This is a genomic window from Desulfoscipio gibsoniae DSM 7213 (genome assembly GCF_000233715.2).
In the GTDB taxonomy this organism is placed as follows: domain Bacteria; phylum Bacillota; class Desulfotomaculia; order Desulfotomaculales; family Desulfallaceae; genus Sporotomaculum; species Sporotomaculum gibsoniae.
This window is the reverse complement of sequence record NC_021184.1, coordinates 2,083,525-2,109,294: the sequence shown is the minus strand read 5'-3', so window position 1 is coordinate 2,109,294 and position 25,770 is coordinate 2,083,525. Positions and strand designations below refer to the sequence as shown.

General features: G+C 48.4%; 17 protein-coding genes and 6 tRNA genes. 22 read left to right on the top strand and 1 reads right to left on the bottom strand.

Features of this window, described 5'->3' with window-relative positions:
* Positions 1-53 precede the first annotated feature (53 nt).
* The 4 genes from DESGI_RS09810 to DESGI_RS09795 all read left to right on the top strand — a co-directional run bounded on the left by DESGI_RS09810 (position 54) and on the right by DESGI_RS09795 (position 469).
* Positions 54-131: transfer RNA gene (locus tag DESGI_RS09810), tRNA-Pro, on the top strand.
* Between the two features lie 10 nt (positions 132-141).
* A tRNA-Glu gene (locus tag DESGI_RS09805) sits at positions 142-217 on the top strand.
* A gap of 89 nt (positions 218-306) precedes the next feature.
* Positions 307-391, top strand: a tRNA-Tyr gene (locus DESGI_RS09800).
* Between the two features lie 3 nt (positions 392-394).
* Positions 395-469: transfer RNA gene (locus DESGI_RS09795), tRNA-Gln, on the top strand.
* Between the two features lie 259 nt (positions 470-728).
* Here DESGI_RS09795 and DESGI_RS26045 read toward each other — a convergent pair.
* The gene (locus DESGI_RS26045; protein ID WP_281168140.1) at positions 729-860 is read right to left on the bottom strand and encodes a hypothetical protein; all 132 of its coding nucleotides are present in this window, start codon (positions 858-860) and stop codon (positions 729-731) included.
* Between the two features lie 158 nt (positions 861-1,018).
* Here DESGI_RS26045 and DESGI_RS09790 point away from each other — a divergent pair, with 158 nt between their 5' ends.
* The 18 genes from DESGI_RS09790 (at position 1,019) to DESGI_RS09705 (ending at position 25,769) form a co-directional block, all read left to right on the top strand.
* Positions 1,019-1,240: a 4Fe-4S binding protein gene (locus DESGI_RS09790; protein WP_006521922.1), complete on the top strand. Its 222-nt coding sequence runs from the start codon at positions 1,019-1,021 to the stop codon at positions 1,238-1,240.
* 163 nt (positions 1,241-1,403) lie between these two features.
* Positions 1,404-1,491, top strand: a tRNA-Leu gene (locus DESGI_RS09785).
* 177 nt (positions 1,492-1,668) lie between these two features.
* A tRNA-Leu gene (locus DESGI_RS09780) sits at positions 1,669-1,756 on the top strand.
* Between the two features lie 685 nt (positions 1,757-2,441).
* Positions 2,442-3,530 (top strand): alkaline phosphatase family protein, encoded by a 1,089-nt coding sequence (locus DESGI_RS09775; RefSeq protein WP_006521921.1) that lies wholly within the window; start codon positions 2,442-2,444, stop codon positions 3,528-3,530.
* A gap of 290 nt (positions 3,531-3,820) precedes the next feature.
* Positions 3,821-4,588 carry an ATP-binding protein gene (locus DESGI_RS09770; protein ID WP_006521920.1) on the top strand — a complete coding sequence of 256 codons (768 nt, stop codon included), beginning with the start codon at positions 3,821-3,823 and terminating at the stop codon, positions 4,586-4,588.
* A gap of 119 nt (positions 4,589-4,707) precedes the next feature.
* Positions 4,708-6,726 carry an anaerobic carbon-monoxide dehydrogenase catalytic subunit gene (gene cooS, locus DESGI_RS09765; protein WP_006521919.1) on the top strand — a complete coding sequence of 673 codons (2,019 nt, stop codon included), beginning with the start codon at positions 4,708-4,710 and terminating at the stop codon, positions 6,724-6,726.
* A 27-nt stretch (positions 6,727-6,753) separates the two neighbouring features.
* Positions 6,754-8,949: an acetyl-CoA decarbonylase/synthase complex subunit alpha/beta gene (gene acsB, locus DESGI_RS09760; protein WP_006521918.1), complete on the top strand. Its 2,196-nt coding sequence runs from the start codon at positions 6,754-6,756 to the stop codon at positions 8,947-8,949.
* A 207-nt stretch (positions 8,950-9,156) separates the two neighbouring features.
* Positions 9,157-10,479, top strand: a complete 1,323-nt coding sequence (acsC, locus tag DESGI_RS09755; RefSeq protein ID WP_006521917.1) for an acetyl-CoA decarbonylase/synthase complex subunit gamma — start codon at positions 9,157-9,159, stop codon at positions 10,477-10,479.
* A gap of 98 nt (positions 10,480-10,577) precedes the next feature.
* On the top strand, positions 10,578-11,336 hold the full coding sequence (locus DESGI_RS09750; RefSeq protein WP_006521916.1) for an ATP-binding protein: 759 nt from the start codon (positions 10,578-10,580) through the stop codon (positions 11,334-11,336).
* Between the two features lie 42 nt (positions 11,337-11,378).
* Complete coding sequence (locus DESGI_RS09745; protein WP_006521915.1) at positions 11,379-12,326, top strand: acetyl-CoA decarbonylase/synthase complex subunit delta; 948 nt, start codon at positions 11,379-11,381, stop codon at positions 12,324-12,326.
* Between the two features lie 22 nt (positions 12,327-12,348).
* Positions 12,349-13,143: a methyltetrahydrofolate cobalamin methyltransferase gene (locus DESGI_RS09740; protein ID WP_006521914.1), complete on the top strand. Its 795-nt coding sequence runs from the start codon at positions 12,349-12,351 to the stop codon at positions 13,141-13,143.
* A gap of 459 nt (positions 13,144-13,602) precedes the next feature.
* A complete protein-coding gene (locus tag DESGI_RS09735) occupies positions 13,603-16,629 on the top strand; it encodes a CoB--CoM heterodisulfide reductase iron-sulfur subunit A family protein (protein ID WP_006521913.1) in 3,027 nt (1,008 codons plus the stop codon).
* 22 nt (positions 16,630-16,651) lie between these two features.
* Complete coding sequence (locus tag DESGI_RS09730) at positions 16,652-17,092, top strand: hydrogenase iron-sulfur subunit (protein ID WP_015617969.1); 441 nt, start codon at positions 16,652-16,654, stop codon at positions 17,090-17,092.
* Entirely contained in the window at positions 17,080-18,036 is a 957-nt protein-coding gene (locus DESGI_RS09725) for a 4Fe-4S dicluster domain-containing protein (protein ID WP_006521911.1), read from the top strand. Before DESGI_RS09730 ends, DESGI_RS09725 begins: the two co-directional genes overlap by 13 nt.
* Before the next feature lie 10 nt (positions 18,037-18,046).
* Positions 18,047-19,066 (top strand): 4Fe-4S dicluster domain-containing protein, encoded by a 1,020-nt coding sequence (locus DESGI_RS09720; RefSeq protein WP_006521910.1) that lies wholly within the window; start codon positions 18,047-18,049, stop codon positions 19,064-19,066.
* Positions 19,066-19,905: an FAD/NAD(P)-binding protein gene (locus DESGI_RS09715; RefSeq protein ID WP_041284843.1), complete on the top strand. Its 840-nt coding sequence runs from the start codon at positions 19,066-19,068 to the stop codon at positions 19,903-19,905. The genes DESGI_RS09720 and DESGI_RS09715 overlap by 1 nt, the downstream gene beginning before the upstream one ends.
* A 119-nt stretch (positions 19,906-20,024) precedes the next feature.
* A complete protein-coding gene (locus DESGI_RS09710; protein ID WP_006521908.1) occupies positions 20,025-21,248 on the top strand; it encodes a (Fe-S)-binding protein in 1,224 nt (407 codons plus the stop codon).
* A 99-nt stretch (positions 21,249-21,347) separates the two neighbouring features.
* Complete coding sequence (locus DESGI_RS09705; protein WP_006521907.1) at positions 21,348-25,769, top strand: NAD(P)-binding protein; 4,422 nt, start codon at positions 21,348-21,350, stop codon at positions 25,767-25,769.
* Position 25,770 lies beyond the last annotated feature (1 nt).

Below are 25,770 nucleotides of genomic sequence, written 5' to 3'. Positions count from 1 at the left end.
GACATTGACATTACACCTTTTTTAGAGTAAAATTATCTTTGCGTTCGGCAAATCGGGATGTAGCGCAGTTTGGCTAGCGCGCTTGCCTTGGGAGCAAGAGGCCGGGGGTTCAAATCCCTCCATCCCGACCATTATAAATAAGGCCCCATGGTCAAGAGGCCTAAGACACCGCCCTTTCACGGCGGTAACCCGGGTTCGAATCCCGGTGGGGTCACCAGTGGGGAAAGGGGACACACCTCTTTTAGAGGTATGTCCCGAGTAAGGAAAGGGGACACACCTCTTTCAGAGGTATGTCCCCAATAATATGGAGGGGTTCCCGAGTGGCCAAAGGGAGCAGACTGTAAATCTGCCGGCGACGCCTTCGCAGGTTCGAATCCTGCCCCCTCCACCATATTGGGGCGTAGCCAAGTGGTAAGGCAACGGGCTTTGGACTCGTCATTCGTTGGTTCGAATCCAGCCGCCCCAGCCAGATGAGGGGACAGGGAATGTAGCCTGTCCCTTAAGTGTGTTAGTTTGCCTATAGGCGGTCATTTTTAACACAGATTGCGCCGCGCCTCAAAATGAGATAATTACAAAACCCGGGTAAATTTCACCCGGGTTTTGTATTTTGCTTTTACTAACAGCTTACTAACGCCATCTTTGTGGTTAAATGAACGCCGGGCGTTAGCCCATAATTTTTCCCTACACCTTACCACGATAAGTACTACCCTCCGCAATAGCACCGGTATTTACGTACTGGGCCGGTTTATTCCGGTTATTCTCTGTCTTTTTTTAATATCGGCCGCCCTGCCCATATCCCATACCGGTCTATAGCCTGTACTATTTTTAGCCAATAAACCCGCAACTCTTTTTACCATCAATTTACACCCCCTGGACATCATTTTTATGTTTACACCCTATAGCATAATTTTTTTTTTTGATATTATGTATTAAATATAGCAGGATTTCATTTTTGCAGTGTAGAACTTTTCTGATAATCCATTAATAAAACTAAAGACAAGGGAAGGGGGATGTAAAGTTGGCCGAAGAAAAGAAAAAGAAAGCGTACAAGTTTAATTTTATTTTAGATGCTACTAAATGCATGGCCTGCGCGGCATGTGAATTAGAATGCAAATTTGGTGGCATTTACATTGACGACAATGTAAATTATGCCATTAACCTTGACAACTGCACCCGTTGCGGTAAATGCTTCAGGGCCTGCCCGGCCGGAGCAATATCCAAAGTCAATATCGCGGCTTAATTTTAAAGCTGCTTTCGGCCCCGGTCGAGAGCAGCTTTATTCCTTCAGAAAATGATTTATTTTCCTTATTGACATGCCACTTTAACTATGTTAATATTGTTTTCGCGCGGTAGTCAGGGATTCAACTGACAACGCACATATCTAAACCTAAATATTTAAATCTGCGGCAGTGGCGGAATTGGCAGACGCGTAAGATTCAGGTTCTTATAGGCGCTACGCCTGTGGAGGTTCAAGTCCTCTCTGCCGCACCAAAAAACCCCTGGAAATCCGGGGATTTTTATTTTGGCAGTTAAGGGCGGGGATAAGTGCTGTTGGACATAGTGCACATGCTATACCTAACACCAATGAACGGTATGTACAAATAAAGCAAAAAAATGATGTTGAATACCCATTGATAAAATGCTATAATTGCAAAGTAAACAAAACAAGCGGCAGTGGCGGAATTGGCAGACGCGTAAGATTCAGGTTCTTATAGGCGCTACGCCTGTGGAGGTTCAAGTCCTCTCTGCCGCACCAAACCCCCGGGGAAAAACCCCGGGGTTTTTATTTGCACGGATAAATATCTTAAAACGGGTAAATATGTTCAATCACCCAAAGAACCAACGTACATGCTATGGATCATAATGTGCACTTTCCAGTGCATGCAATGATGCCCTGCACCTGCATAGCTATTGTTTTTCAACATCCGCCAGCAATAAACGGCACCAGATAAAAGTTAAAAAAAAGTCCGGCATTTAAGCCGGACGGGGAGAGATAGAACTCACCAAAGCGGAGTAGTAACATTATAACCATTAACCCAGGTCATTATTCAAATTAATTTACCGGCAGCATACATTTATTAGCTGCTCTTTTGAAGCAAGTTCTTAATTCAGGGGGAGATTCAACTCCCCCTGAATTTTAGAACTGCAAAATGCATGACTTAGTTGGCGTAAGTCTCCCACTTATAGAAGTGGGAGACTTACGCCAAGTTAGTCAGGTTAAAGCAAAGCAAATAACCTTTTAAAGCGAGTTCTTATACACTATGGACCAGCAGGCCGTTTTACCCGGGATTAACACATCTTTTTGCCGCATTATACCTTATTAATACAACATTACTCACATTAAATGATCTAACCTCGAAATATAACGAAAGGTCGAAGTCATAATTCATGGATACCCCTTACTATAAGTATATTGTGTAAATACGTAAGGGGGTTTTTTTATGCTTAAAAATATCCTATGGGCCACGCTGATATGTATTTCAGCCCTTATTTCAGGGGGTATGTTCCAAACGGAGACCGCCAGTGCCAATAACTCGGACAACCCCGAAAAATATACCTTTTTATTCTTCGTCCAAGGTTTAAATAATACGGACCTTGATGGTTCCGGTCTGCCCAACATAAAAAGGCTGCAAAGCCAGGGCATCAGCTATCAGCAAATGTCTAAAACTTTACCGGCCCGCGAGCAGGATGCACTCACCGGCGTTTTAGGATTAAGGGACAACCAATTACTATTAACCCGAGCACTCGAGGATAACAATATTGACTGCCTCTTGATTGATGGCACGGGAACCATAAGTCCAGCGCTGGCCAGTGAAAACCGCTTGGAAATAATCACGGAAAAAAACGATCAGCGGGCCGTGGACAAGTTTGTGGATCAAATAACTGAGCATCAGTTCGCGGTCATTTATCTCGATGACACCAGCACCCCGGACAAATCTAATAATTCTTCCCATTTTCACCGGTGGTCATTGGCCGATAATCAGGTGGGCAGGGTGCTAAACCAGCTCATAAAATCAGACAGGCTTTCCGACTCAACCATTATCATTACCGGCGGGGGTGACTCGCCTCCATTAATCATTTATAACAGTAAAATTGACCAGCCGGAAAGTTTTTACCACTGCCGCCAGCAGGATATAGCACCTACCATATGTAAAATTTACGGAATCATACCGCCGGCTGAAATGCCCGGTCACATTCTTTACGAAAGCCTGCCCCAAACGTCCGGCAAATTATTGACAAATAACCTCAAACATAGAATTAATGATTTACAAAGGGAGAGCCAGCAGTATTACCAGCAAATCAGCCTGCTGGATGAAGAACAGCAATTGGTCAAAGAACAAAAAGAGGAGGTCAAGAAGGAAAGGGAAAGTATACACAGAATTATTTCAGATAAAGATAACACCATTCAGCGAATGAGTATGCAGATTAAAATATTAAAATTTTTGGGCGTCTTGGTTATTATCCTATTGCTGGCTGGTTATATATTTCAATACAGGTGGCTGCGCAAGAAGTTTCTTATTTTTCCTTAATTACAAAAAAGGATATACAACCATACGTTCATTTTTTTATCACCTTGAAGAAGGATTTTTCAGAATACTTGTCGAAAGAAAGTGTAATTCAAGTTTTTAAAAATATTAAAATAATTATAAACACCAATAGCCTTCAATACCAACCCAACCAGCAATAGTAATAAATTTATTTATTCATGCATTGCAGGAAATTGCTTATTTGTTGTTGAATGTGTTTAAGTTGATAACTGAATTTTTCGTCACTGTGCACACATAAATATACTTATTACAATAGAGCAGGGGTGGTAGTATTGAAAATAGCCATATCAGGTAAAGGCGGCGTAGGCAAAACAACCATTGCCGCAGCGCTGGCCAAAATATTTTCCCAAAACGGGGGCACCGTGTACGCTATTGATGCCGACCCTGACGCCTGCTTGGCCGCAGGCATCGGCATACCAGAGGAAGAGGCGCTTAAACTTAAGCCCGTGGTGGAAATGCGGGACGCCATTCGCAATAAAATAGGAGATGGTGCATTTTACAACCTTAACCCAAAATTAGATGATTTTTTAGATGATTACAGCTATAAATTAGGCAACATCCGTTTTTTGCGCATGGGCGACCCCAAAAAAGGTGGCTCGGAGTGTTACTGCCGGGAGAACACATTTTTACACGCTTTGGTAACATCTCTGCTGCTGGACCAAAAAGATACAGTAATTATGGATATGGGAGCCGGCATAGAACATTTGAGCAGAGGTACGGCAAGGGGAGTAGATATGATGCTGGTAGTGGTGGAGCCAAGCCGCAACAGCGTCAATACGGCTAAAAACGCACAAAGAATGGCCAGCGACCTGGGTATTAAAAAAGTGGGTGTTATTGCCAATAAAATTCGCACAGATAAAGAGAAAGAATTTATTGAATCAAGTTTCCCGGGTAACATTATCCTGGGTTTTATAAAATTTTCCGAATCTATTTTGGCAAACGCTATGGAACCTTCTCGAGCCACGGAATTTGGGGGAGAATTACTGGCGGAGATGCAGCAAGTTTGCCTTAAAATTTCGGGAGAGGTAGGTGGTCAATAAAACAACAATAAAATATATAAAACTACCAATCAGTGGGACAGTCTGAAGTTATGGGGGGAGTTTCTTCGGCTGTAACCATATAAGTTAGTTGATTAACTTTAATTAAGGAGGTTAAAGTAATGCCAAGGTTTAGAGATCCAAGCCATACCAGCAAGCCTTCGGGTGCACCAAGAGTCGTAGACCCGAAGAGCATCAAGCGCTCCATCGACCCGGGCGTTGTAGAAATGATCGATATAGCTAAAGAAAATGGCATGATTACTGCCTTTGATCGTTTCGTGGCCCAACAACCCCAGTGCCAATTCGGCTACAAAGGGATTTGCTGCCGTTTCTGCATGATGGGACCGTGCAGGATTAAGGCTGACGAAGGCCCGGCCAGCCGTGGTATCTGCGGTGCCAGCGCCTGGACCATTGCCGCCAGAAGCACTGGCCTGATGCTGCTTACCGGAGCTGCATCGCACAGTGAGCACGCCAGCCATATGGCTAAAACTCTTTTGGAAATTGCTGAAGGGCATGCCCCCGATTACAGCGTTAAAGATACTGTCAAGTTACAAAGGGTAGCCACCCGCGTGGGCATTGCCACAGAAGGTAAAGATGAAAAGCAACTGGCCAAAGAATTAGCCGAAGCAGCCCTGGCAGATTACAGCCGTCTGGACGGTTTTGGCGAGTCAACCTGGGTTAAAACCACTGTCACCGAAGGCCGTTTGGCCAAATTCCGCACCCATAATATTATGCCCAGTGGCGTGTATAACACTATATCCAATTTGGTAACCCAGGCTCACGTTGGTATGGATAACGATCCGGTCAACTTGATCTTCAGTGCACTGAAGGTTTCCCTGGCCGACTATGTAGGCATGCACGTAGGTACTGACCTGGCTGACATCATTTTCGGAACACCGAAACCGGTAGTCAGCGAAGCCAACCTAGGTGTTATTGACCCGGAAAAAGTCAATCTCGTACTACATGGCCATAACCCCATTTTAAGTGAAATTATTGTCCAAGCTGCCCGCGAAATGGAAGATGAGGCCAAAGCCGCCGGCGCTAAAGGCATCAAGTGCATGGGCATTTGCTGTACCGGCAACGAAGTGCTGATGCGTCAGGGCGTGCCCTTGGTAACGTCCTTCTCTTCCCAGGAATATGCTATTGCCACCGGAGCCATCGATGGCATGGTAGTGGACGTGCAGTGCATTATGCCCTCGCTGCGTACCGCCGCTGAGTGCTTCCATACTGTACTGATCACCACTTCTCCGCTGGTTAAGATCCCGGGCGCAGCACACCTGGACTTCAATGCACCTACCGCCCTGGAAGATGCCAAAACAGCCATCAGGATGGCTATTGAAGCATATAAACTTAGAGATGCCAACAAAGTAAGCATTCCTAGTGTCACCAATAAGGTAGTTGCCGGCTTCAGCCTGGAAGCACTGCTTGATATTTTTGCTTCGGTTAACCCGGACAACCCGATTCAAGTACTCACAGACGCCATCGCCAGCGGCGAATTAAAGGGCGTTTGCTTAATGGCTGGCTGCAACAACGTCAAGCGTTTGCAGGATGACAGCCATATCACCATCGCTAAAGAAATGATTAAAAATGACGTTTTCGTCATTGGTACCGGTTGCGCTATGCAAGCCTGTGCCAAGCTAGGTCTGCTTGATCCCGCGGCAGTGGATGAGTATGCCGGCGAAGGGCTCAAAAAGTTCCTGGCGCGCATCAGCGAAAATGCCAATCTCAGCACTGCGTTACCCCCCATTTTCCACATGGGTTCCTGTGTTGACAACACCCGTTGCTCCGACCTGTTAATGGCTATGGCCAATGAAATGGGCGTAGACACACCGAAAGTGCCGTTTGTGGCCACAGCTCCAGAGGCTATGAGTGGTAAAGCGGTTGCTATCGGTTGCTGGTATGTAGCTATGGGTGCACCCGTACACGTCGGCGCTATGCCTCCGCTTGAAGGCAGCGACTTGATTTACAGCATCACCACTCAAATTGCCGGTGACGTTTACGGTGGATACTTTATCTTTGAAATGGATCCAACTGAAGCTGCCCAAAAGATGCTCAGCGCACTGGAATACCGCACCTGGAAACTGGGCGTACACAAGAATGTCTCTGAAGACCTTGAAACCGCCCTTTGCCAGAATTATTAATACCCGTGGTCGAAAGGAGGATAACGCATGTCTGAACAGATCAACTTTGATCAAATTTTTGAAGGCGCCATAGAGCCGGGCCAGGAGCCCAAGAAGCTGTTCAAAGAAGCTTATGAGGGCACAATTACTGCCCTTAGCTACGCGGAGATCCTGCTCAACCAGGCCATCCGCACCTACGGTAAGGATCAGCCTGTTAGCTACCCGGATACTGCTTACTATCTGCCTGTCATCCGCTGCTTAAGTGGTGAAGAAATTAAAACCCTGGGTGACATGGTACCGGTATTGAACCGAATGCGTAATGCCGTTAAAGAAGAAAAAACATTTGCCAACGCCCGCAAGTGGGGCGAAGCCACCTGGTATGCCGCCGATATTATCGAGGCCGTCAGGTACATTAAAAACACTGCAGAAAATCCGCTGCATGTAGCCCCCTGGACCGGGTTCATCGGTGACCCTGTGGTGCGCCAGTACGGCACCAAGATGGTGGACTGGACCATCCCCGGTGAAGCTGTTATTCTGGGGCGGGCCAAGGACAGCAAAGCTGCTAAGAAAATAGTGGACAGCCTCATGGCCAAGGGCCTGATGCTGTTCCTGTGTGATGAAATAATTGAGCAATTACTTGAAGAAGGTGTCAAGCTGGGTGTTGACTACATTGCCTACCCGCTGGGCAACTTCACTCAAATTGTCCATGCTGCCAACTACGCACTGCGTGCCGGTATGATGTTCGGCGGTATCCCCGCCGGCGACTATGACGCTCAGCGCGATTACCAGCGCCGCCGCGTTCTGGCCTTCGCCCTGTACCTGGGCGAGCATGACATGGTCAAGACCGCCGCTGCCATGGGCTGCATCAACGTGGGCTTCCCGGTCATCACCGACCAGGAGCTGCCCGAGGACAAGCAAATTAAAGACTGGTTCGTCAGCGAGCCCGACTATGACAAGATCGTGCAAACCTGCCTGGAGGTACGGGGAATTAAAATTACCTCTGTGGATATCGATGTACCCATCACAGTGGGTCCCGCCTTTGAAGGCGAGTCTATCCGTAAAAAAGATATGTACGTTGAATTTGGTGGTTCCAAGACTCCTAGTTTCGAGCTGGTGCGCATGGGCGATGACACCATTGAGGACGGCAAAATTGAGCTGATCGGCCCGGATTGCGACACGGCAGCCGAAGGCGGCCGGATGCCCATTGGTATCGTGGTTGACGTATACGGTCGTAAGATGCAGGAAGACTTCGAGCCTGTGCTGGAACGCCGCATCCACTACTTCTCCAACTACGGCGAAGGCCTGTGGCACGTGGCCCAGCGGGATATCAACTGGATGCGCATCAGTAAAGACGCCTATGCCAAGGGCTTCCGCATTAAACACATAGGTGAAATACTGTACGCCAAGTTCAAGTCTGAGTTTTCCGCCATTGTAGACCGTATTGCGGTGACCATTTACACTGATGAGCAAAAAGTATTGGAAATGCGTGAAGTGGCCCGGGAATACTATAAGAAGCGCGATGACCGCCTTAAAGAATTGCGGGACGAGAAAGTGGATACCTTCTACTCCTGCACCCTGTGTCAGAGCTTTGCGCCCACCCACGTGTGCGTGATTGCCCCTGAGCGGGTCGGCCTGTGCGGCGCGGTGAGCTGGCTTGATGCCAAGGCGGCTTATGAAATTAACCCGCACGGTGCAAACCAGCCTGTGCCCAAGGAAGGCGTTATCGACGAAGTCAAGGGCCAGTGGAAGTCTTTCAACGAGTTTACCTTTAATAACTCCCAACGCACCATTGAGGCAGTTAACTTCTACACCATCATGGAATACCCGATGACTTCCTGTGGCTGCTTCGAGTGCATCCTGGCCATGGTGCCTGAGTGCAACGGATTCATGGTTGTAAACCGTGAGCACGGCGGTATGACCCCGTCCGGTATGACCTTCTCTACGCTGGCCGGTACCATCGGCGGTGGTGCTCAGATGCCCGGCTTCATGGGTATGGGTAAATCATATCTGGCTTCACCCAAGTTTGTGCCCGCCGACGGCGGTCTGGGCAGGATGGTATGGATGCCCAAAGCACTGAAGGAAGAGCTGCGGGCTGCGCTGGAAGAAGCGGCTGAAAATGCCGGTTTGGGTAAAGATTTTGTGGATAAGATTGCTGACGAGACCGTAGGTACCAGCGGCGAGGAAATCATGTCCTTCCTCGAAGAGAAGGGACACCCGGCGTTAACTATGGATCCGTTGATGTAACAGCACAATATTTCCTTTCGAGTTTCCGGCACACTAACGGTGGGACCTTGTTGCTGGACACACCTCCTGATAAAGAAGAGGACATATCTCTTTATGAGGAATGTCCACATATATAAAAGTTTTCAAGGAGGAATGTCTCCAGCTAAGAGGTCCCGCCGATGTGGCCGTATATATGACAAGCGATTTTCGAGAAAGGAGTTTGGAGTAATGGGTTTAACAGGTTTAGAGATTTTCAAACAATTACCTAAGACCAACTGTAAAGATTGCGGACAGCCGACTTGCCTGGCTTTTGCCATGCAACTGGCCAGCGGTAAGGCCAGCCTGGATCAGTGCCCGCATGTCAGCGATGCCGCCAAGGAGGCCCTTGATTCCGCATCGGCTCCCCCGGTAGCACTGGTTACCATCGGCAAAGGCGATAAAGAACTGCAGCTGGGCAATGAAACTGTGCTCTTCCGCCATGATAAACGTTTTGAGCACCCCACGGGTATTGCCATCAAGGTCAATGACACTGACGATGATATCACCGCCAAAGTGCAAGCCATTAACAAGCTGGTCTTTGACCGCGTAGGTCAAATCCACAAGGTTAACCTGGTAGCTGTAAACAACGCCTCCGGTGATGCTGCCAAATTTACTGAAGCAGTTAAAACTGTACAAGACAGCTCTGATTTCGCACTGGTACTGATCAGTGAAGACGCCGCTGCCATGGAAAAAGCATTAGAAGTGGCTGGTGCCAATGCACCGCTTATTTGTGGCGCCAACGCTGCCAATTTTGATGCCATGCTCGCCCTGGCGAAAAAATATGATGCCCCGCTGGTGGTAAAAGGTGCTGACTTGAACGAACTGGCCGCATTGGTTGAAAAAGCCGGTTATAAGAAACTAATCCTTGATTCCGGCGCCCGGGAAGTAAATAATGTGCTGGCCGACCAAACCCAGATTCGCCGCCAGGCTTTGAAAAAATTCCGTCCGTTTGGTTATCCCACCATTGCATTTGCGGATAATGAAGATCCTATCCAGGCCATTGTTGACGCGGGCGTTTACATCGCCAAGTATGCCGGCATTGTAGTGCTAAACACTGCAGATCCCGCCGACGTGCTTCCGCTGATCACCCTGCGCCTGAACATTTACACCGACCCGCAAAAACCGATTGCTGTGGAATCCAAACTTTATGAAATAGGCACCCCCGGTCCGGATGCTCCGGTATTTGTGACCACCAACTTCTCACTGACTTACTTCTGCGTACAGGGTGATGTAGAAGCCGGTCGTATTTCTGCTTATATTATGCCTGTCGACACTGATGGTATTTCGGTATTAACCGGCTGGGCCGCAGGCAAATTTACACCTGAGAAAATCACTGAAATGTTAAACAGCTGCGGCATTGCCGATAAAGTCAACCACAAAAAGATGATCATTCCCGGTGGTGTAGCTGTGTTAAGCGGCAAATTGCAGGAGCTGAGCGGTTGGGAAGTACTGGTTGGCCCGCGGGAATCCGCAGGTATTCCTTCGTTCATCAAGCAGCGCTGGGGCGCCTAATTAACCGCTGCCAGTTAACGTTTTTTGAGCAATGTGGCCATGATCATCCTGTAATGGGTTATAATAACTGATATACCAATAAAGGAGGATGAATATATATGTCATTTAACATAGCAGTGGCTGGCAAAGGTGGTACAGGTAAAACCACATTATGCTCTTTAATTATCGGGCAGTTAATTAAAGCCGGCAAAAAGCCGATATTTGCAGTGGACGCTGATGCCAATGCCAATTTAAATGAGGCGCTGGGCATGGAAATAGAAGGTTCCATTGCTGACATTCTCGTACGAATCAATAATAACCTTGAACCATTACCGGCGGGCATGACCAAAGACCAGTTCGTGGAATATAAAGTACATCAATCCCTTTCCGAAGGTGATAACGTGGACTTACTGGTTATGGGCGGCCCGGAAGGAGCAGGTTGTTATTGTTACGCCAACAACCTGCTGCGCGGATTTGTAGCTGAATTGAGTAAAAATTATCCTTATATGGTGATGGACAACGAGGCCGGTATGGAGCATTTAAGCCGGCGCACCACACAGAACATTGATGTTTTGTTCATTACCAGTGATTCTTCCGCCCGGGGTATCCGGTCCGCAGGCAGGGTCAAGGAACTGGTGGAAAATTTAAAGCTGGACATAAAACAAATGTACTTGGTGGTATCACGGGTAAATGTAAGTAATTTTGATGCGCTTAAAGCTGAAATAGATAAAACCGGTTTGGAGTTAATCGGTACCATGCCGCTGGATGAGCAGGTCATGGAATTTGACTTATTAAGTAAACCGCTGATCGATTTGCCCGATGATTCACCTGTGGTGGCTGAGGTTGATAAAATATTGAAAAAAGCCGCCATACTGTAACACCGCAATATATTGCTTTCTAACGCAGAAAGGAGCGGAACCATGGCTGTTACTATAGCTAAGGAAAAATGGACTAGCAAAGTGGGCGAAATGGTGCTGGGCGCCGACTCTTCTGTTAAAGCCGGCGGGGAAAGCACACTGCCTTTCCTACATTTTGAAGGGGACGTCCCCAATAAAGTAGTTTTAGCACTGGAAGTTTGGGACCTGGAACCGGTGGATTGGCCGGAGATTTTAAAGGCACCGTTTGAAGGCGTGTTGGCTGATCCCGTGGCCTGGGCTAAAAAGAACGTTGAATACGGTGCGGACGCCGTTGCCCTGCGTTTAATGAGCGCACACCCCGATTTCAAAGATGCTTCTCCGGAAGATTGCGCTGCCACAGCTAAAGCAGTGGCTGAAGCTGTTAACGTACCCCTGATCATCATTGGCTGTGGCGTGGAAGAAAAAGACGCCGAAGTATTGGAAAAAGTAGGCGAGGCCCTGGCCGGTAAAAATTGCCTGCTTGGCTGCGCCACTGAGAAAAACTATAAAACTATTACGGCTACCGCAATGGTCAACGGCCATAGCGTGGTTGCTTCCAGCCCGCTGGACATCAACCTGGCCAAACAGCTCAACATTTTAATGACTGAAATGAACCTGCCTACCAACCGCATCGCCATCGACCCGCTGGTGGGTGCACTGGGTTACGGTATTGAATACGCCTATTCCATCATGGAAAGAGCCCGCATGGGCGCACTGATGGGCGACAAAATGCTGGCCATGCCGGTAATCTGCTTTGTTGGCCAGGAAGCCTGGAAAGCCAAGGAAGCCAAGAGTCCGGATGATGAATCTCCCGAGTGGGGTGCCCAAGAACGCAGGGCTATCCTGTGGGAAGTTCTTACCACCACTACCTTTGCCCAGGCCGGGGGATCAATATTCGTGCTGCGTCACCCTGAAACTGTAAAGCAGGTTAAAGTTCATGTAGATAAAATGATGGAGAGCAATGCTTATTAATATATAAGAGGAGGCTAAGAGCATGATCCTTATTGGTGAGCGGATCAATGGCATGTTTAAGGACATTCGGGAAGCCATCATGAATAAAGACCCGGAGCCTGTCCGTTACTGGGCCAAGCGCCAGTATGAAAAGTGCGCCACTTATCTTGACGTCAATACCGGCCCGACCGTAGAAAAAGAAGATCAGCCCGCTATTATGGAATGGCTGGTTAAAACCGCCCAGGAAGCTGCTCCCCTGCCGTGCTGCATCGACTCCACCAACCCCGATGCCATTGAAGCAGGTCTTAAAGTACACCAGGGCAAAGCTATGATTAACTCAACAACTGCGGACCAGTGGAAAATGGACATTTATATTCCCATGGCTGCTAAATATAATGCTGCTATTATCGGTCTGGCCATGAACGAAAAAGGTGTGCCTAAGAGCGCATCCGACCGGATTGCCCTGGCCATGGAGATCGTTGTCAACTGTGACATGAACGGTGTTCCCATGGAAGACTTATACATTGACCCGCTTATGTTACCTTGCAACGTAGCCCAAGAGCACGGCGTGGAAGTGCTGGAAACATTAAGGCAGATTAAAACTCTGGCTGATCCCGCACCCCGCACCACCATGGGACTAAGCAACGCATCTCAGCGCTGCACCAACCGGCACCTGATCAACCGTACCTTCCTCATCATGAGTATGGCTAATGGTCTTGACTCTGCCATCGCTGATGTGGATGACGATGAACTGCTGGATGCTGTAGCATCAGCTAATATACTGTTAAATAAAGAGATCTACTGCGACTCATTCCTTAAAACATTCCGCGCCAGGTAATCAAACTAGACCGTCATAAGAGCCGGTTTCGTTACAGAAAAGGCGGTTAATTGCGACCGCCTTTTCATAACGATTACAGGCTTTAACACAGTTTGGCGTTTTTATACGGTTTGACAGCCAAAGCAGTAGATATTATACTATGGACAAGGCAGGCATAATCCCGGTTTATTGATTAATTTAAAGATTATTTAAACAAATTAAATAAAAACAAAGTTATATGATTGCATACGCGTCTATATGCCCTGTTTTCAAATCTACTATTCAATCTACCAATGAATGATTGTTTATCAAGTAATCTTGCTGAGCTAGTCGCCAACCAATACCAATTTACCGGGATTAAAGTGTGCCCTGGATAACCGGTTTGGGCATCCGGTTTATCAGCAATACTCCATTGGCCCGGCGCAGTTTTATATTTTTATACTGTGACGCCTAATCTAGGAGGACGGATGTGATGCTTAGATGAGTTCGAAACCTGATAAAGTTGGAGCTGTACTGGTAGTTGGCTCAGGTATCGCCGGTATACAGGCATCGCTTGATTTGGCGGAGTCAGGGTACTATGTGTACCTGGTAGAGAAAAGCCCCGCCATTGGCGGTACCATGCCTATGCTGGACAAAACCTTCCCCACCAATGACTGTTCTATGTGCATCCTGTCTCCCAAACTGGTTGACTGTGGGAGACACTTGAATGTTAATACCATTACCAATGCCGAGGTAATGGATATTCAAGGCGAGCCAGGTAATTTTAAAGTCACCATTAACCAAAAGGCACGTTTCATTGACCCGGAGAAATGCACCGGTTGTGGTTCCTGTGCCGAAGAATGCCCGGTTAAAGTTCCAGATGAGTTTAACCAGGGTCTAAATAAGCGCAAGGCTATTTACAAACTTTATGCGCAGGCCTATCCCAATGCTTACGCCATAGACCCCACCAGATGTTTAAAAATTAAAAAGCCAAAAGCCTGTGGTAAATGCTTGGAAGTTTGCCAGGCCCAGGCCATTGATCACACCATGGCCGACCAAACCATGGAAATCGAAGTCGGTTCCGTTATCCTTTGCCCCGGCTTTGAAAAATTTGATGTGGGCAAGCTGGACTACTACGGCTACGGCAAACACCCCAATGTAATCAGCAGCTTGGAATTTGAGCGTATTTTAAGCGCTTCCGGTCCCTTCGGCGGGCATCTGCAGCGGCCGTCGGACGGCAAGGAACCGCAAAAGATAGCTTGGATACAGTGCGTAGGTTCCCGTAACTGCCGCATTGAGCACGGTTATTGCTCATCGGTATGCTGCATGTACGCCATCAAGGAAGCTGTCATTGCCAAAGAGCACTCCCATTACCCGTTGGATACGGCAATTTTCTTCATGGATATGCGTACTTACGGCAAAGATTTTGAGAAATATTATGATAAGGCCAAACTGGAAAACGGCGTGCGGTTCATTCGCTCCCGTGTTTATGAAATAGTCGATGCCAATGACGATACCGGCAATTGCCGTATACGCTATGCCAATGAAGACGGCACCATCAATTATGAAGATTTCGACCTGGTGGTACTTTCCCTCGGGTTGGAACCGGCCTCCGATATGGTGCAACTGGCCGATAAACTTGGCCTTGATTTAAATAAGTTTAATTTCTGCGAGCCTGCCGCATTAACCGGCGTAGGTACCAATAAGCCCGGTATCTTTGTGGCTGGCGCATTCAGCGGCCCGCGGGATATCCCCGAAACAGTAATGCAGGCCAGTGCCGCGGCGGCGGATTCGGCAGCAGACCTGGCCCAAGCACGCGGTACCCTGACTAAGGTTAAAAAATATCCGGCTGAAAAAGATGTAGCCGGTGAAATAATCCGCGCTGGCGTATTTATCTGCCATTGCGGTATCAATATCGGCAGCGTAGTCAATGTGCCGGAAGTTGTGGAATACGCCAAGACACTGCCGGGTGTAGCTTTTGCAGCTGAAAAGCTTTATGCGTGTTCCCAGGACACTTCGGCCCAAATCAAAGAAGCCATTGCAGAATACGGCCTGAACAGAATCATTGTGGCATCTTGCAGTCCTCGGACCCACGAGCCTATGTTCCAGGAGACCCTGAAAGAGGCCGGCCTCAACCCCAACTTGTTTGAAATGGCCAACATCCGTGACCAGTGTTCTTGGGTGCATATGCATGAGCCCGAAAAGGCAACTGCCAAGGCCAAAGATCTGGTGAAAATGGCTGTAGCGAAGGCCGGCTTGCTTGATCCGATTAATTCGGTCAGTTTGGACATGAATCACGACGCACTGGTTATCGGTGGTGGCGTGTCCGGCATGACCAGCGCCGTTAACCTTTCCAAACAAGGATATAATGTCTACTTGGTTGAGAAAGCAGACGTGCTGGGCGGCATAGCCAACCGTATTCGTTACGGCATGACCGGCGAAGATACATCTGTATTTATCAGCGAATTGATCAACCAGGTAAAAGCTGACGAAAAAATTACTGTTTATACAGGTGTTGAAATTACCAATGTGCAGGGTTTTGTTGGTAACTTTGAAACTACTATCAGCAGCGGTGAAGTAATTGAGCATGGTGTGACCATCATTGCCACCGGTGCCGAGGAATACAAACCCACTGAATACCTGTACGGTCAAAATGAACGGATTATGACCCTGTTGGAACTGGAAGCTTTACTGGCAGACGGCGACAGCAAAGTTAAAGACGCCAAAAACATTGTTTTCATCCAATGTGTCGGCAGCAGAGATGCCGAGCGCCCGTACTGCAGCAGGATTTGCTGCACCAAGTCCATTAAACAGGCTCTGAAAATCAAAGAAGCCAATCCTAATGCCAACGTTTTCATTTTATACCGGGATATTAGAACCTATGGTTTCTATGAAGAAATGTACCGTGAAGCTCGCACCAAGGGCGTTATCTTTATCCGCTATTCGGTGGACAATAAGCCGGTACTGGAAGCCGCTGCCGACAGCGTGAAAGTAACGGTAACCGATCACGTGCTGGGCGTGCCGGTGGAAATTAACGCTGATCTGGTAGGACTGGCTGCCGCCATTGTATCGTCCAAGGATACCAACAGCAAGTTGAGTCAGTTCTATAAAGTACCGCTCAACCAGGAAGGTTTCTTCTTGGAAGCTCACATGAAGCTGCGTCCTGTTGACTTTGGCACCGATGGCGTATTTATGTGCGGATTAGCCCACGGGCCCAAAAACCTGGAAGAAAACATCAGCCAGGCCAAGGCTGCCGTAGGAAGGGCCTGCACAGTGCTGGCCAAGGACTCCATTTCCGTAGAAGGCAAATGCGCCTTTGTCAACAAGAGAAAATGCGCAGGCTGCGGCGAGTGCGAATCTATTTGCCCGGCCAAGGCTGTGCAAGTTGATCCGGTAGAAAAGGTCGCCGTAGTAAATGAAGCCCTGTGTAAAGGGTGCGGTGCCTGTGCCTCCTCTTGCCGTTGCGGAGCCATAAACGTCAAGGGTTGCACCAACCAACAACTAGTAGCTATGTTGAACGCGCTATAGATGGGGGAGGGAAATGGATATCATGGAATATGAACCTAAAATTGTAGCATTTTTATGCAACTGGTGTAGTTATGCCGGTGCAGACCTGGCCGGTATAGGTCGTATCCAGTACCCGCCCAATATCCGGGTGATACGCATACCCTGTTCCGGAAGGATAAACCCCTTATTTATCATTAAAGCACTCCGGCACGGTGCGGATGCCGTGTTAACCTCCGGGTGACACCCCGGTGACTGCCACTATGTTAGTGGCAACATGGTAGCCCGCAGGAAATTTGCATTATTAAAAGACTTACTGGAATACGTCGGCTATGATGAAGGCCGGGTTAACTTCTCCTGGGTATCCGCGGCCGAAGGTGGTCGTTTTGCTGAGATTGTCAAAAATGTCACTGAGAAGACGAAAGAAATCGGCCCCAATAAGGGCCTAATCGATAGCGAATCGGGGTGTTGCGGATGCAAAAGTTAGCAGATCAAATAAAAGACGCAGCTAAAAAGTTACTGGCCGAACAAAAGGTTGACTTGGTCGTCGGCTTTACCGAAGGCAGTCTCCCGCTACGCGGCACGCCGTTTTTCGCCAGGACTCCCGAAGAAGCGGATAAACTTACCTGGAATTTGGGCTGTGAAAACAACCTGGCCAATTACCTTCGCAAAAAAGAAGGTAAAGTGGCTGTAGTAGCTAAAGGTTGTGACGTGCGGGCCATCGTGGCACTGGCTAAAGAAAACCAGATTAACCGTGACAACCTCTATATCATCGGTGTGCCTTGCAGCGGCATGATTGACCGTAAAAAGGTGAGCGCGCTGCTGGACGGCCGGGAACTCTTGGAAATTGAAGAGAACGGGGATACCGTTGTACTGAAAGGTAAGGACTGCAGCGAAACAGCCAAGGTAGCCGACCTGCTGCATAAATCCTGCCAGGATTGCAGTTATGGCAACCCCGTGGTTTACGATGAGCTGATCGGCGAATTGCTGCCCGAAAAGGAAGCTGTTGGTTTCGCCGAAATAGAAGAATTTGAAGCCAAGACAGCCGCGGAGCGCCGCGCGTTTATGAACAGTGAATTCAGCAAGTGCATCAGGTGCTACGCCTGCCGGAACGCTTGCCCCATGTGCTACTGTGAGGAGTGCTTTGTAGACTGCAATCAGCCGGAATGGATCGGTAAGAGTGCCTTAAATACAGAGGATAATATTCTCTTCCAGGTTGTCAGGGTGTTCCACAGTGCCGGACGTTGTGTCGACTGCGGAGCTTGTGAGCGGGCATGTCCAATGGGCATAAACCTGCGCCTGTTAACCCGTAAACTGGTTAAAGACGTTAAGGATCTGTTTAACGCTGAAGCCGGGGTTAATATGGAGGATAAGGCCGCCCTTGCTACATTCACAGCCGACGACCCAGAACCTTTCTTGGTGAAGGAATGAGGTGAAACTGATGATACTAAGCAAAAAAGACATACCCAGCTTCCTGGATAAATTAATTAGCGAATATCAGGTTTTTGCCCCTGTGCAAGAAGGCTCTTACACTTTATTTAAACAAATTAGCTCCGGTGCTGACGCTGTACTCACTGACAGCAACACCAAGCTTCCGGCCAAAGAAATATTTTTCCCGCAATCTGAAAAATTGTTTAGCTATAATGTTACTGAAGAGGGTACCAAGCTGGAAGCCACCATTGACGACCAGAAAAAAGTAGTTTTTGGCGTGCGTCCCTGCGATGCCAAGAGCCTCACTTTACTGGACAATGTGTTTAATAACGATAAGTACCAGGATCCTTATTACCTGACCAGGCGTACCAACACCATAATGGTGGGTGTCGGGTGCAATGCCCCCGCCAGCACTTGTTTTTGCACTTCCGTAAACGGTGGCCCCTTTGACACCAAGGGCCTTGATTTACTGCTGGTTGATACCGGTGATGCTTATGTTGTGGAAGTGGTATCTGACAAAGGTAAGGCACTGGCCGAGCAGGCCGGTTTTGCCGCTGCCTCGGACGCTGACAAGACTGCTGCCTCCAAGGCCAAGGAAGAAGCTAAGGTTACCTGCCAGGTTAATACAGACGGTCTGAAAGACAAGCTGGATGTCAATTTCTATGATCCCATCTGGGATAAAATTCATGAAAAGTGCCTGGGCTGTGGTGCTTGCACATATCTGTGCCCCACTTGCCACTGCTTTGATATAGTGGATGACGCCGTGGACTGCAATGGTTGCCGGGTGCGCAACTGGGATTCCTGTGCTTTCCCGCTCTTCACCTTGCATGGTTCCGGTCACAACCCGCGTACCAGCAATAAAGAACGCTACCGCAACAGAATCATGCATAAGTTTAAGTATTTCGTTGACAACTTTGGCGAAATAGCCTGCGTTGGTTGCGGCAGGTGCATTAAAAACTGCCCCGTTAATATGGACATCCGGGTGGTACTTGAGGATGTTCGGGGTTCGGAAGCGAGGTTGGATAGTTGATGAAAAATCCATATCTACCGCTGCCAATGAAGTTGGTAAAAAACTTTACTGAAACAGAGGATAAGCTGATCCACACCTTTACCCTTCAGTTTTTAAGTGAAGAAGACGAAAAAAGTTTTCCGTACATGCCGGGTCAGTTTGCCGAGCTGTGCGTATTTGGCAAAGGCGAGGCGCCCTTCGGGATCGCTTCTTCACCCACCGAACCTGGCTTTTTGAAATTCTCAGTGGCCAAAGTGGGTGTTGTATCCACAGCGTTACACCTGATGGAAGAAGGAAGCATGGTAGGTGTACGTGGACCGCTGGGCAATTACTATCCTGTGGAAGATTTTAAGGGTAAAAACGTGGTGATCATTGGCGGTGGTTTCGCATTTACTACTTTGCGCTCACTGGCCACCTATATGCTGCATCCGGACCGCCGCGGTGATTACGGCGATATCACTGTAATTTACGGTGCTAGAAACCCCGGCCTGTTGCTTTATAAAGAAGAGCTGGCAGCATGGGAACAAAGTCCTGACATTAACTTAATCACTACCATTGACCGCGCTGTTGACGGCTGGAACGGTCGCGTAGGCTTTATACCCGCTGTTACTGAAGAGGTGGCACCCAGCTCTGAAAATACTTATGCCATTATCTGCGGACCGCCGGTGATGATTAAGTTCACTATGCCTGTATTGGAAAAACTGGGCTTTCCAGTAGAAAGAATTATCATGTCTCTGGAAAACCGTATGAAATGTGGTATTGGTATGTGCGGCAGATGTAATGTGGGGGGCAAATACGTCTGCAAGGACGGCCCGGTATTTACCAGAGCCCAACTTAACGAACTGCCGAATGAATACTAAAAGGCTTAAATACCTGTAAACATTAAATATAGCGCCTCTTTATTGCTATTAAAGAGGCGCTATAACAAGTTAAAACTTTAACTCAATGGTATGCCAAGACCAAGAGGGGAGGACCTCCAATGGAAGCTATTAAAGCTGCAGATTTCAACCCCAAATTCAGGGACGAAGTTGCCGAACTGCTAAAAGGATATGACTTTAGCAACTGCCTGGCCTGCGGCATGTGCACAGCGGGCTGCCCTTATTCCGACATTCACGAAAACCAGGATCCCCGTAAATTTTTGCGCAAAGTACTGCTGGGCATGAAAGATGAAGTATATGCCGACCCATACATCTGGTACTGCACCATGTGTGAGCGTTGCACCATCGAGTGCCCCATGAACGTAAACATTGCAGCCCTGGTACGTTCACTGCGCGGCACCTGGGATAAGGATAAAATTCCTGGCTACCTGCAGACTATTGCCAACGAGCACATCGAGTCCGGTAACCAAATGAACGTCGGCCAGGTAGACTACGAAGAAACCTTGGAGTGGATTGAAGAGGAACTGCAGGAAGAACTGGGTGACCCTAACTATAAAATTCCGCTCAACAAAAAGGGTGCCAAGTATTTTTACGGCTTTAATGCCCGGGATATCAAGTATTATCCCAATGAGCTGCAAACCACTCTAAAGCTGTTTTATGTGGCGGGAATTGACTACACCATCAGCACTAAGCGCTGGGACGCCACTAACATTGCACTGTTCACCGGCCAAACCGACGACTTTTTAGCCATCTCCATGCCCCTGTGGCAGGAAGTTGCCGACCTGGAATGTGAAGAGTTGATTGTGACCGAGTGCGGGCACGCCTTCCGTTCTATGAGATGGGGCTATAGAACATATTGGAAGGGCAAGCAATATCCTATTCGCCATATTCTTGAACTGCTCAATGAGCTGGTCAAGGAAGGTAAAATCAAGCTTGACCCCGATGCCATTACCGAAGTGGTTACTTATCACGATCCTTGCAACACTGCCCGCAAAGAAGGCGTATATGAAGCACCCAGGGAGTTAATGAGAAGCTTCCTGAAAAACTTTGTGGATATGAACCCCCACGGTAAAATGAATTACTGCTGTGGTGCCGGCGGCGGCGGTATGGCTATGCCTGAGTACAACGACATTCGTAAAGCCAAAGGCAAGCGCAAAGTAGACCAGGTGCTGGCCACTGGTGCGGAAATTGTGATCGTGCCCTGCCACAACTGTATGGACCAGTTTAACGATTTGAATAAATGGTACCCGGAAAAGGCTAAATCACCGAATGTACACATGTGTTCCCTGATGGAAAGAGCCCTCATCATGCCGGAAAAAGAATAGATATACCCGGTAAAAGCTCGGTGGAAAGTTGATATTTTGTTTTGCTTTTTGATATGTTTTGCCAGGATGGACTCTAAACCGAGAGGACGGGTGAAATGCATGAGTAAAGATAAAGTGGGAGCCGTAATGGTGGTAGGCGCCGGCATTTCCGGCATCCAGGCATCACTTGACCTTGCAGAGTCCGGCTATTATGTATATCTCGTGGAGCAGTCACCGGCTATTGGCGGCACTATGCCCAGGCTGGATAAAACATTCCCCACCAACGATTGCTCCATGTGTATTCTCTCTCCCAAGCTGGTGGAGTGCGGGAGACACCTGAATATTGAGAAAAACATGTTAACAGATATAGTTGATGTTCAGGGTGAGCCGGGCAACTATAAGGTGAAATTACGTAAAAAAGCGCGTTACATTGATCTGGATAAGTGTACTGGCTGCGGCGAATGCGCCAGCGCCTGCCCGGTAGAAATGCCCAGCGAATTTGACGCCGACCTGGGCAAGAGAAAAGCTATTTATAAAATGTATCCCCAGGCCATGCCGGCCGGCTTTTCCATAGAAAAACATGGTGTTTCCCCCTGTAAAGCAGCCTGCCCTGCAGGGGTCAACGCCCAGGGTTATGTACAGCTTATTAAAGATGGTAAATTCATTGAATCGTGGCAATTGATTTATAAAGATAACCCGCTGCCCGCCATTTGTGGCCGGGTATGCACACATCCTTGCGAAAGCCAGTGCCACCGTAAAAGCGTGGATAAGTCCGTTAACATAAGGGAATTAAAGAGAGTAGCCGCATCCGTAGCCTACCGTGATATGGATAACTTACCGTTACCTGAAACGGCACCGGCTAATGGTATTAAAGTTGCGGTGATAGGCTCCGGCCCGGCAGGTCTTTCCACGGCTTATCAACTAACCAAACGGGGCTATGCGGTAACTATATTTGAAGCCTTGCCGGTGACCGGTGGCATGCTCAGGGTTGGTATACCAGAGTATCGCCTGCCCAAACAATTAGTTGAACTGGAAATAAACCTGCTGGAAAAAATGGGTGTACAATTCAAAACAAACACCCCCCTGGGTCCGCAGTTAACCATAGATGATTTAATGAACCAGGGTTACAAAGCTGTATTTTTAGCCATTGGTGCTCACAAGGGCGTATCCCTCAATATACCGGGTGAGGATTTGTCCGGCGTAATACCAGGTGTAGATTTTCTACGGAAAGTTAACCTGGGCGAGCAGGTCCCCCTGGGTCAAAAGGTAGCTGTCATCGGTGGCGGCAATACTGCTATGGACGCTGCCCGCACCGCACTGCGCTGTGGTGCCCAGGAGGTAACCATCGTATACCGCCGATCCGAAGCAGAGATTACGGCAGCAGAAGAGGAAATCGAGGAAGCCAAAGAAGAGGGCATTATCTTTAAGATGATGACCAGCCCAGTGGCTGTACACGGACAAGACGGTAAGGCCATTAAACTGGAATGCGTTGAAAACAAGCTGGGTGAACCGGACGAAAGTGGACGCCGCCGCCCAGTGCCTGTGGCGGGCAGTGAATTTTCCATTGATGTGGATAACGTGATCATTGCCATTGGCCAGGCTCCAGAGGTATCAGGATTAAGCAACGTGGCCTTATCCAAAAAGAATACCATAATTGTTGATCCCCAAACGCTGGCCACCAATATACCGGGTGTTTTTGCCGCCGGCGATGTGGTAACCGGTCCTGCCACCGTGGTGGATGCCATCGGAGCGGGTAAAAAAGCGGCCTGGTCTATCAACTTATACCTTAAAGGCGAACAAATAGCCGGCGAGTTCAAAAATACCTTTGACGGTGCTATTGCTGACTTTCCCAAGCATGCCCAGAAAATGATGTCAGATACCCCCCGGGTAACGGGTCATTTTGTGGACCCCCAACAGCGCATCGCTAATTTTTACGAAGTGGCTTTGGGCATCAGCGAAGAAGAGGCCCGCAAGGAAGCCGAGCGCTGCCTGAACTGCGCCGTATGTTCCGAATGCGGTGAATGTGTAAAAACCTGTATGCGCGAGGCCGTCAACCACAATATGCAGGATGAAGAAAAAGAAATTGAAGTAGGATCTATAATTCTCAGCAGCGGTGCTGAATTATGCGACCCCACCGACCTTTATTATTTCGGTTATAAAAAGTATCCTAATGTAGTAACCAGTATTGAATTTGAGCGGATTTTAAGTGCTTCGGGTCCCTTTAGCGGGCACCTGGTTCGGCCCTATGACCACCAGGAACCGCGCAAAATCGCCTGGATTCAGTGTGTGGGCTCGAGAAACATCCGCATTAAACACAACTACTGTTCCTCGGTGTGCTGCATGTACGCCATTAAGGAAGCGGTTATTGCCAAAGAACACAGCGCCGAGCCACTTGATACCACCATCTTTATGATGGATATGCGCTCATATGGTAAGGACTTTGAAAAATATTATGAGCGGGCTAAAAACGAGCACGGCGTTAAATTTAAACGCTCGCGCATTTATGAAATAGCCGAGGCAGCTGGGGAAAGCAAAAACTTGGTAATTCGCTATGCCAATGAAGACGGCACTATTACCACAGAAGAATTTGACATGGTGGTACTGTCTATAGGCTTTAAAGCTCCTCAAAAAGCTCTGGAATTGGGACAAAAGCTGGATGTTAAGCTGAACCGGTATGGTTTTGCGGATCTGGAACCGCTGACAGGCGTGGGCACTTCTCAACCCGGCATATACGTAGCAGGTACCTTCTCAGGGCCTAAAGACATCCCCGAAACTGTAATGCAGGCCAGCGCAGCGGCTTCCGCCGCTGAAAGTTTGCTAGGCGATGTGCGGGGCACCCTGGTCAAGGAAAGGGTATTCCCTCCTGAGCGTGATGTAACTGATGAAGAGCCCAGAATAGGGGTATTTGTATGTAACTGTGGTATTAACATTGGCGGTGTCATCAGCGTCCCCGAAGTGGTGGCCATGGCTAAGAAACTGCCCAATGTAGCTTATGCCGGTGAATACTTGTACGCCTGTTCCCAGGACAGCCAGGCAGATATGAAACAAATAATCGAAGAAAATAAACTTAACCGGGTGGTAGTGGCCTCATGCAGTCCCAGAACCCACAAACCACTGTTCCAGGAAACACTGCGGGAAGCCGGTTTAAACCGCTACTTGTTTGAGATGGCCAATATCCGGGACCAGTGCTCCTGGGTGCATATGCATGAACACGATAAAGTCACCGAAAAAGCCAAAGATTTGGTGCGTATGATTGTATCTAAATCGGCCCTCTTAAGGCCCGTTAAACAGGGCCAGGTAGGGGTGACCAAGTCTGCACTGGTCATTGGTGGCGGCGTCTCCGGAATGACCAACGCATTAAGCCTGGCGGAACAGGGTTATACAGTGCACCTGGTGGAAAAATCCGCCGAGCTGGGCGGTATGGCCAGGCGCATTAAAAAAGGCTTTAAAGGCGAAGACATTGGAGCCTTTGTAGCAGATCTAATTAATCAAGTAAACGCCAGCCCATTAATTAATGTTTATACTTCCTCGGAAATACAGGAAGTATCCGGTTACGTAGGTAACTTCACTACCGCACTGACTAACGGCCAGGTCATTAAACACGGCGTAACGGTAATCGCCATTGGTGGCCAGGAATACAAGCCCGGTGAATACCTGTACGGCCAAAGCGACCGTATAATGACCCACCTGGAGCTTGAAGAAGCTATGGCCGAAGGTAAAGTCAAAGATGCTCAAAATATTGTACTGATCAACTGTGTGGGCTCCAGGAATAACGAGCGCCCTTACTGCAGCCGGGTATGCTGTTCCAAGTCCATCAGCCTGGCGCTGAAAGCCAAGGAAAGTAATCCCAATGCCAATATATTTGTCTTATACCGTGATATTCGCACCTATGGCTTCCTGGAAGAAAAGTATGAAGAAGCCCGCAACAAGGGCGTTATATTCATTCGTTATAATACCGATGATAAACCGCTGGTGGAAAAGAACGGGGATATGATAAACGTCACCGTGACTGACCATGTGCTGGGTGTACCGATCGTTATTGAAGCCGATGTGGTGGGACTGGCCGCCGCCATACTGCCACCGGAGGACAATACCAAACTAAACCAGCTGTTTAAAGTACCCTTGAACGCGGATGGCTTCTTCCTGGAAGCGCATATGAAGCTTCGCCCCGTGGACTTTGCCTCCGAAGGCCTGTTTATGGCTGGTATTGCCCACGGTCCCAAAAACATGGAGGAAAATATCGCCCAGGCCAAGGCCGCCGCAGGACGAGCTGCCACCATATTAAGCAAGAACCACCTGGAGTCCCAGGGTGTTGTTGCCAAGGTGGATCCCAGTAAGTGTGCAGCTTGCCTTACCTGTGTAAGGTTATGTCCGTTTAACGTACCCCGCGTGAAAAACTATGCCGCTGAAATTGAGCCCGTACTATGTCAGGGATGCGGTACCTGTGCCGGCGAGTGCCCCAACAAGGCTATCACGCTGCAGGGCTACAGCGACCGCATGTATATGAATATGATGAATGGTTTATTAAGGGAGGTGCGTTAAA

Coding starts and splice junctions, on each gene's coding strand:
- DESGI_RS09745 (WP_006521915.1), top strand. CDS start 11,379: ATGGCTGTTACTATAGCTAAGGAAAAATGGACTAGCAAAGTGGGCGAA.
- DESGI_RS09710 (WP_006521908.1), top strand. CDS start 20,025: ATGGAAGCTATTAAAGCTGCAGATTTCAACCCCAAATTCAGGGACGAA.
- DESGI_RS09740 (WP_006521914.1), top strand. CDS start 12,349: ATGATCCTTATTGGTGAGCGGATCAATGGCATGTTTAAGGACATTCGG.
- DESGI_RS09735 (WP_006521913.1), top strand. CDS start 13,603: ATGAGTTCGAAACCTGATAAAGTTGGAGCTGTACTGGTAGTTGGCTCA.
- acsC (WP_006521917.1), top strand. CDS start 9,157: ATGGGTTTAACAGGTTTAGAGATTTTCAAACAATTACCTAAGACCAAC.
- DESGI_RS09775 (WP_006521921.1), top strand. CDS start 2,442: ATGCTTAAAAATATCCTATGGGCCACGCTGATATGTATTTCAGCCCTT.
- DESGI_RS09720 (WP_006521910.1), top strand. CDS start 18,047: ATGATACTAAGCAAAAAAGACATACCCAGCTTCCTGGATAAATTAATT.
- acsB (WP_006521918.1), top strand. CDS start 6,754: ATGTCTGAACAGATCAACTTTGATCAAATTTTTGAAGGCGCCATAGAG.
- DESGI_RS09705 (WP_006521907.1), top strand. CDS start 21,348: ATGAGTAAAGATAAAGTGGGAGCCGTAATGGTGGTAGGCGCCGGCATT.
- cooS (WP_006521919.1), top strand. CDS start 4,708: ATGCCAAGGTTTAGAGATCCAAGCCATACCAGCAAGCCTTCGGGTGCA.
- DESGI_RS09715 (WP_041284843.1), top strand. CDS start 19,066: ATGAAAAATCCATATCTACCGCTGCCAATGAAGTTGGTAAAAAACTTT.
- DESGI_RS09725 (WP_006521911.1), top strand. CDS start 17,080: ATGCAAAAGTTAGCAGATCAAATAAAAGACGCAGCTAAAAAGTTACTG.
- DESGI_RS09750 (WP_006521916.1), top strand. CDS start 10,578: ATGTCATTTAACATAGCAGTGGCTGGCAAAGGTGGTACAGGTAAAACC.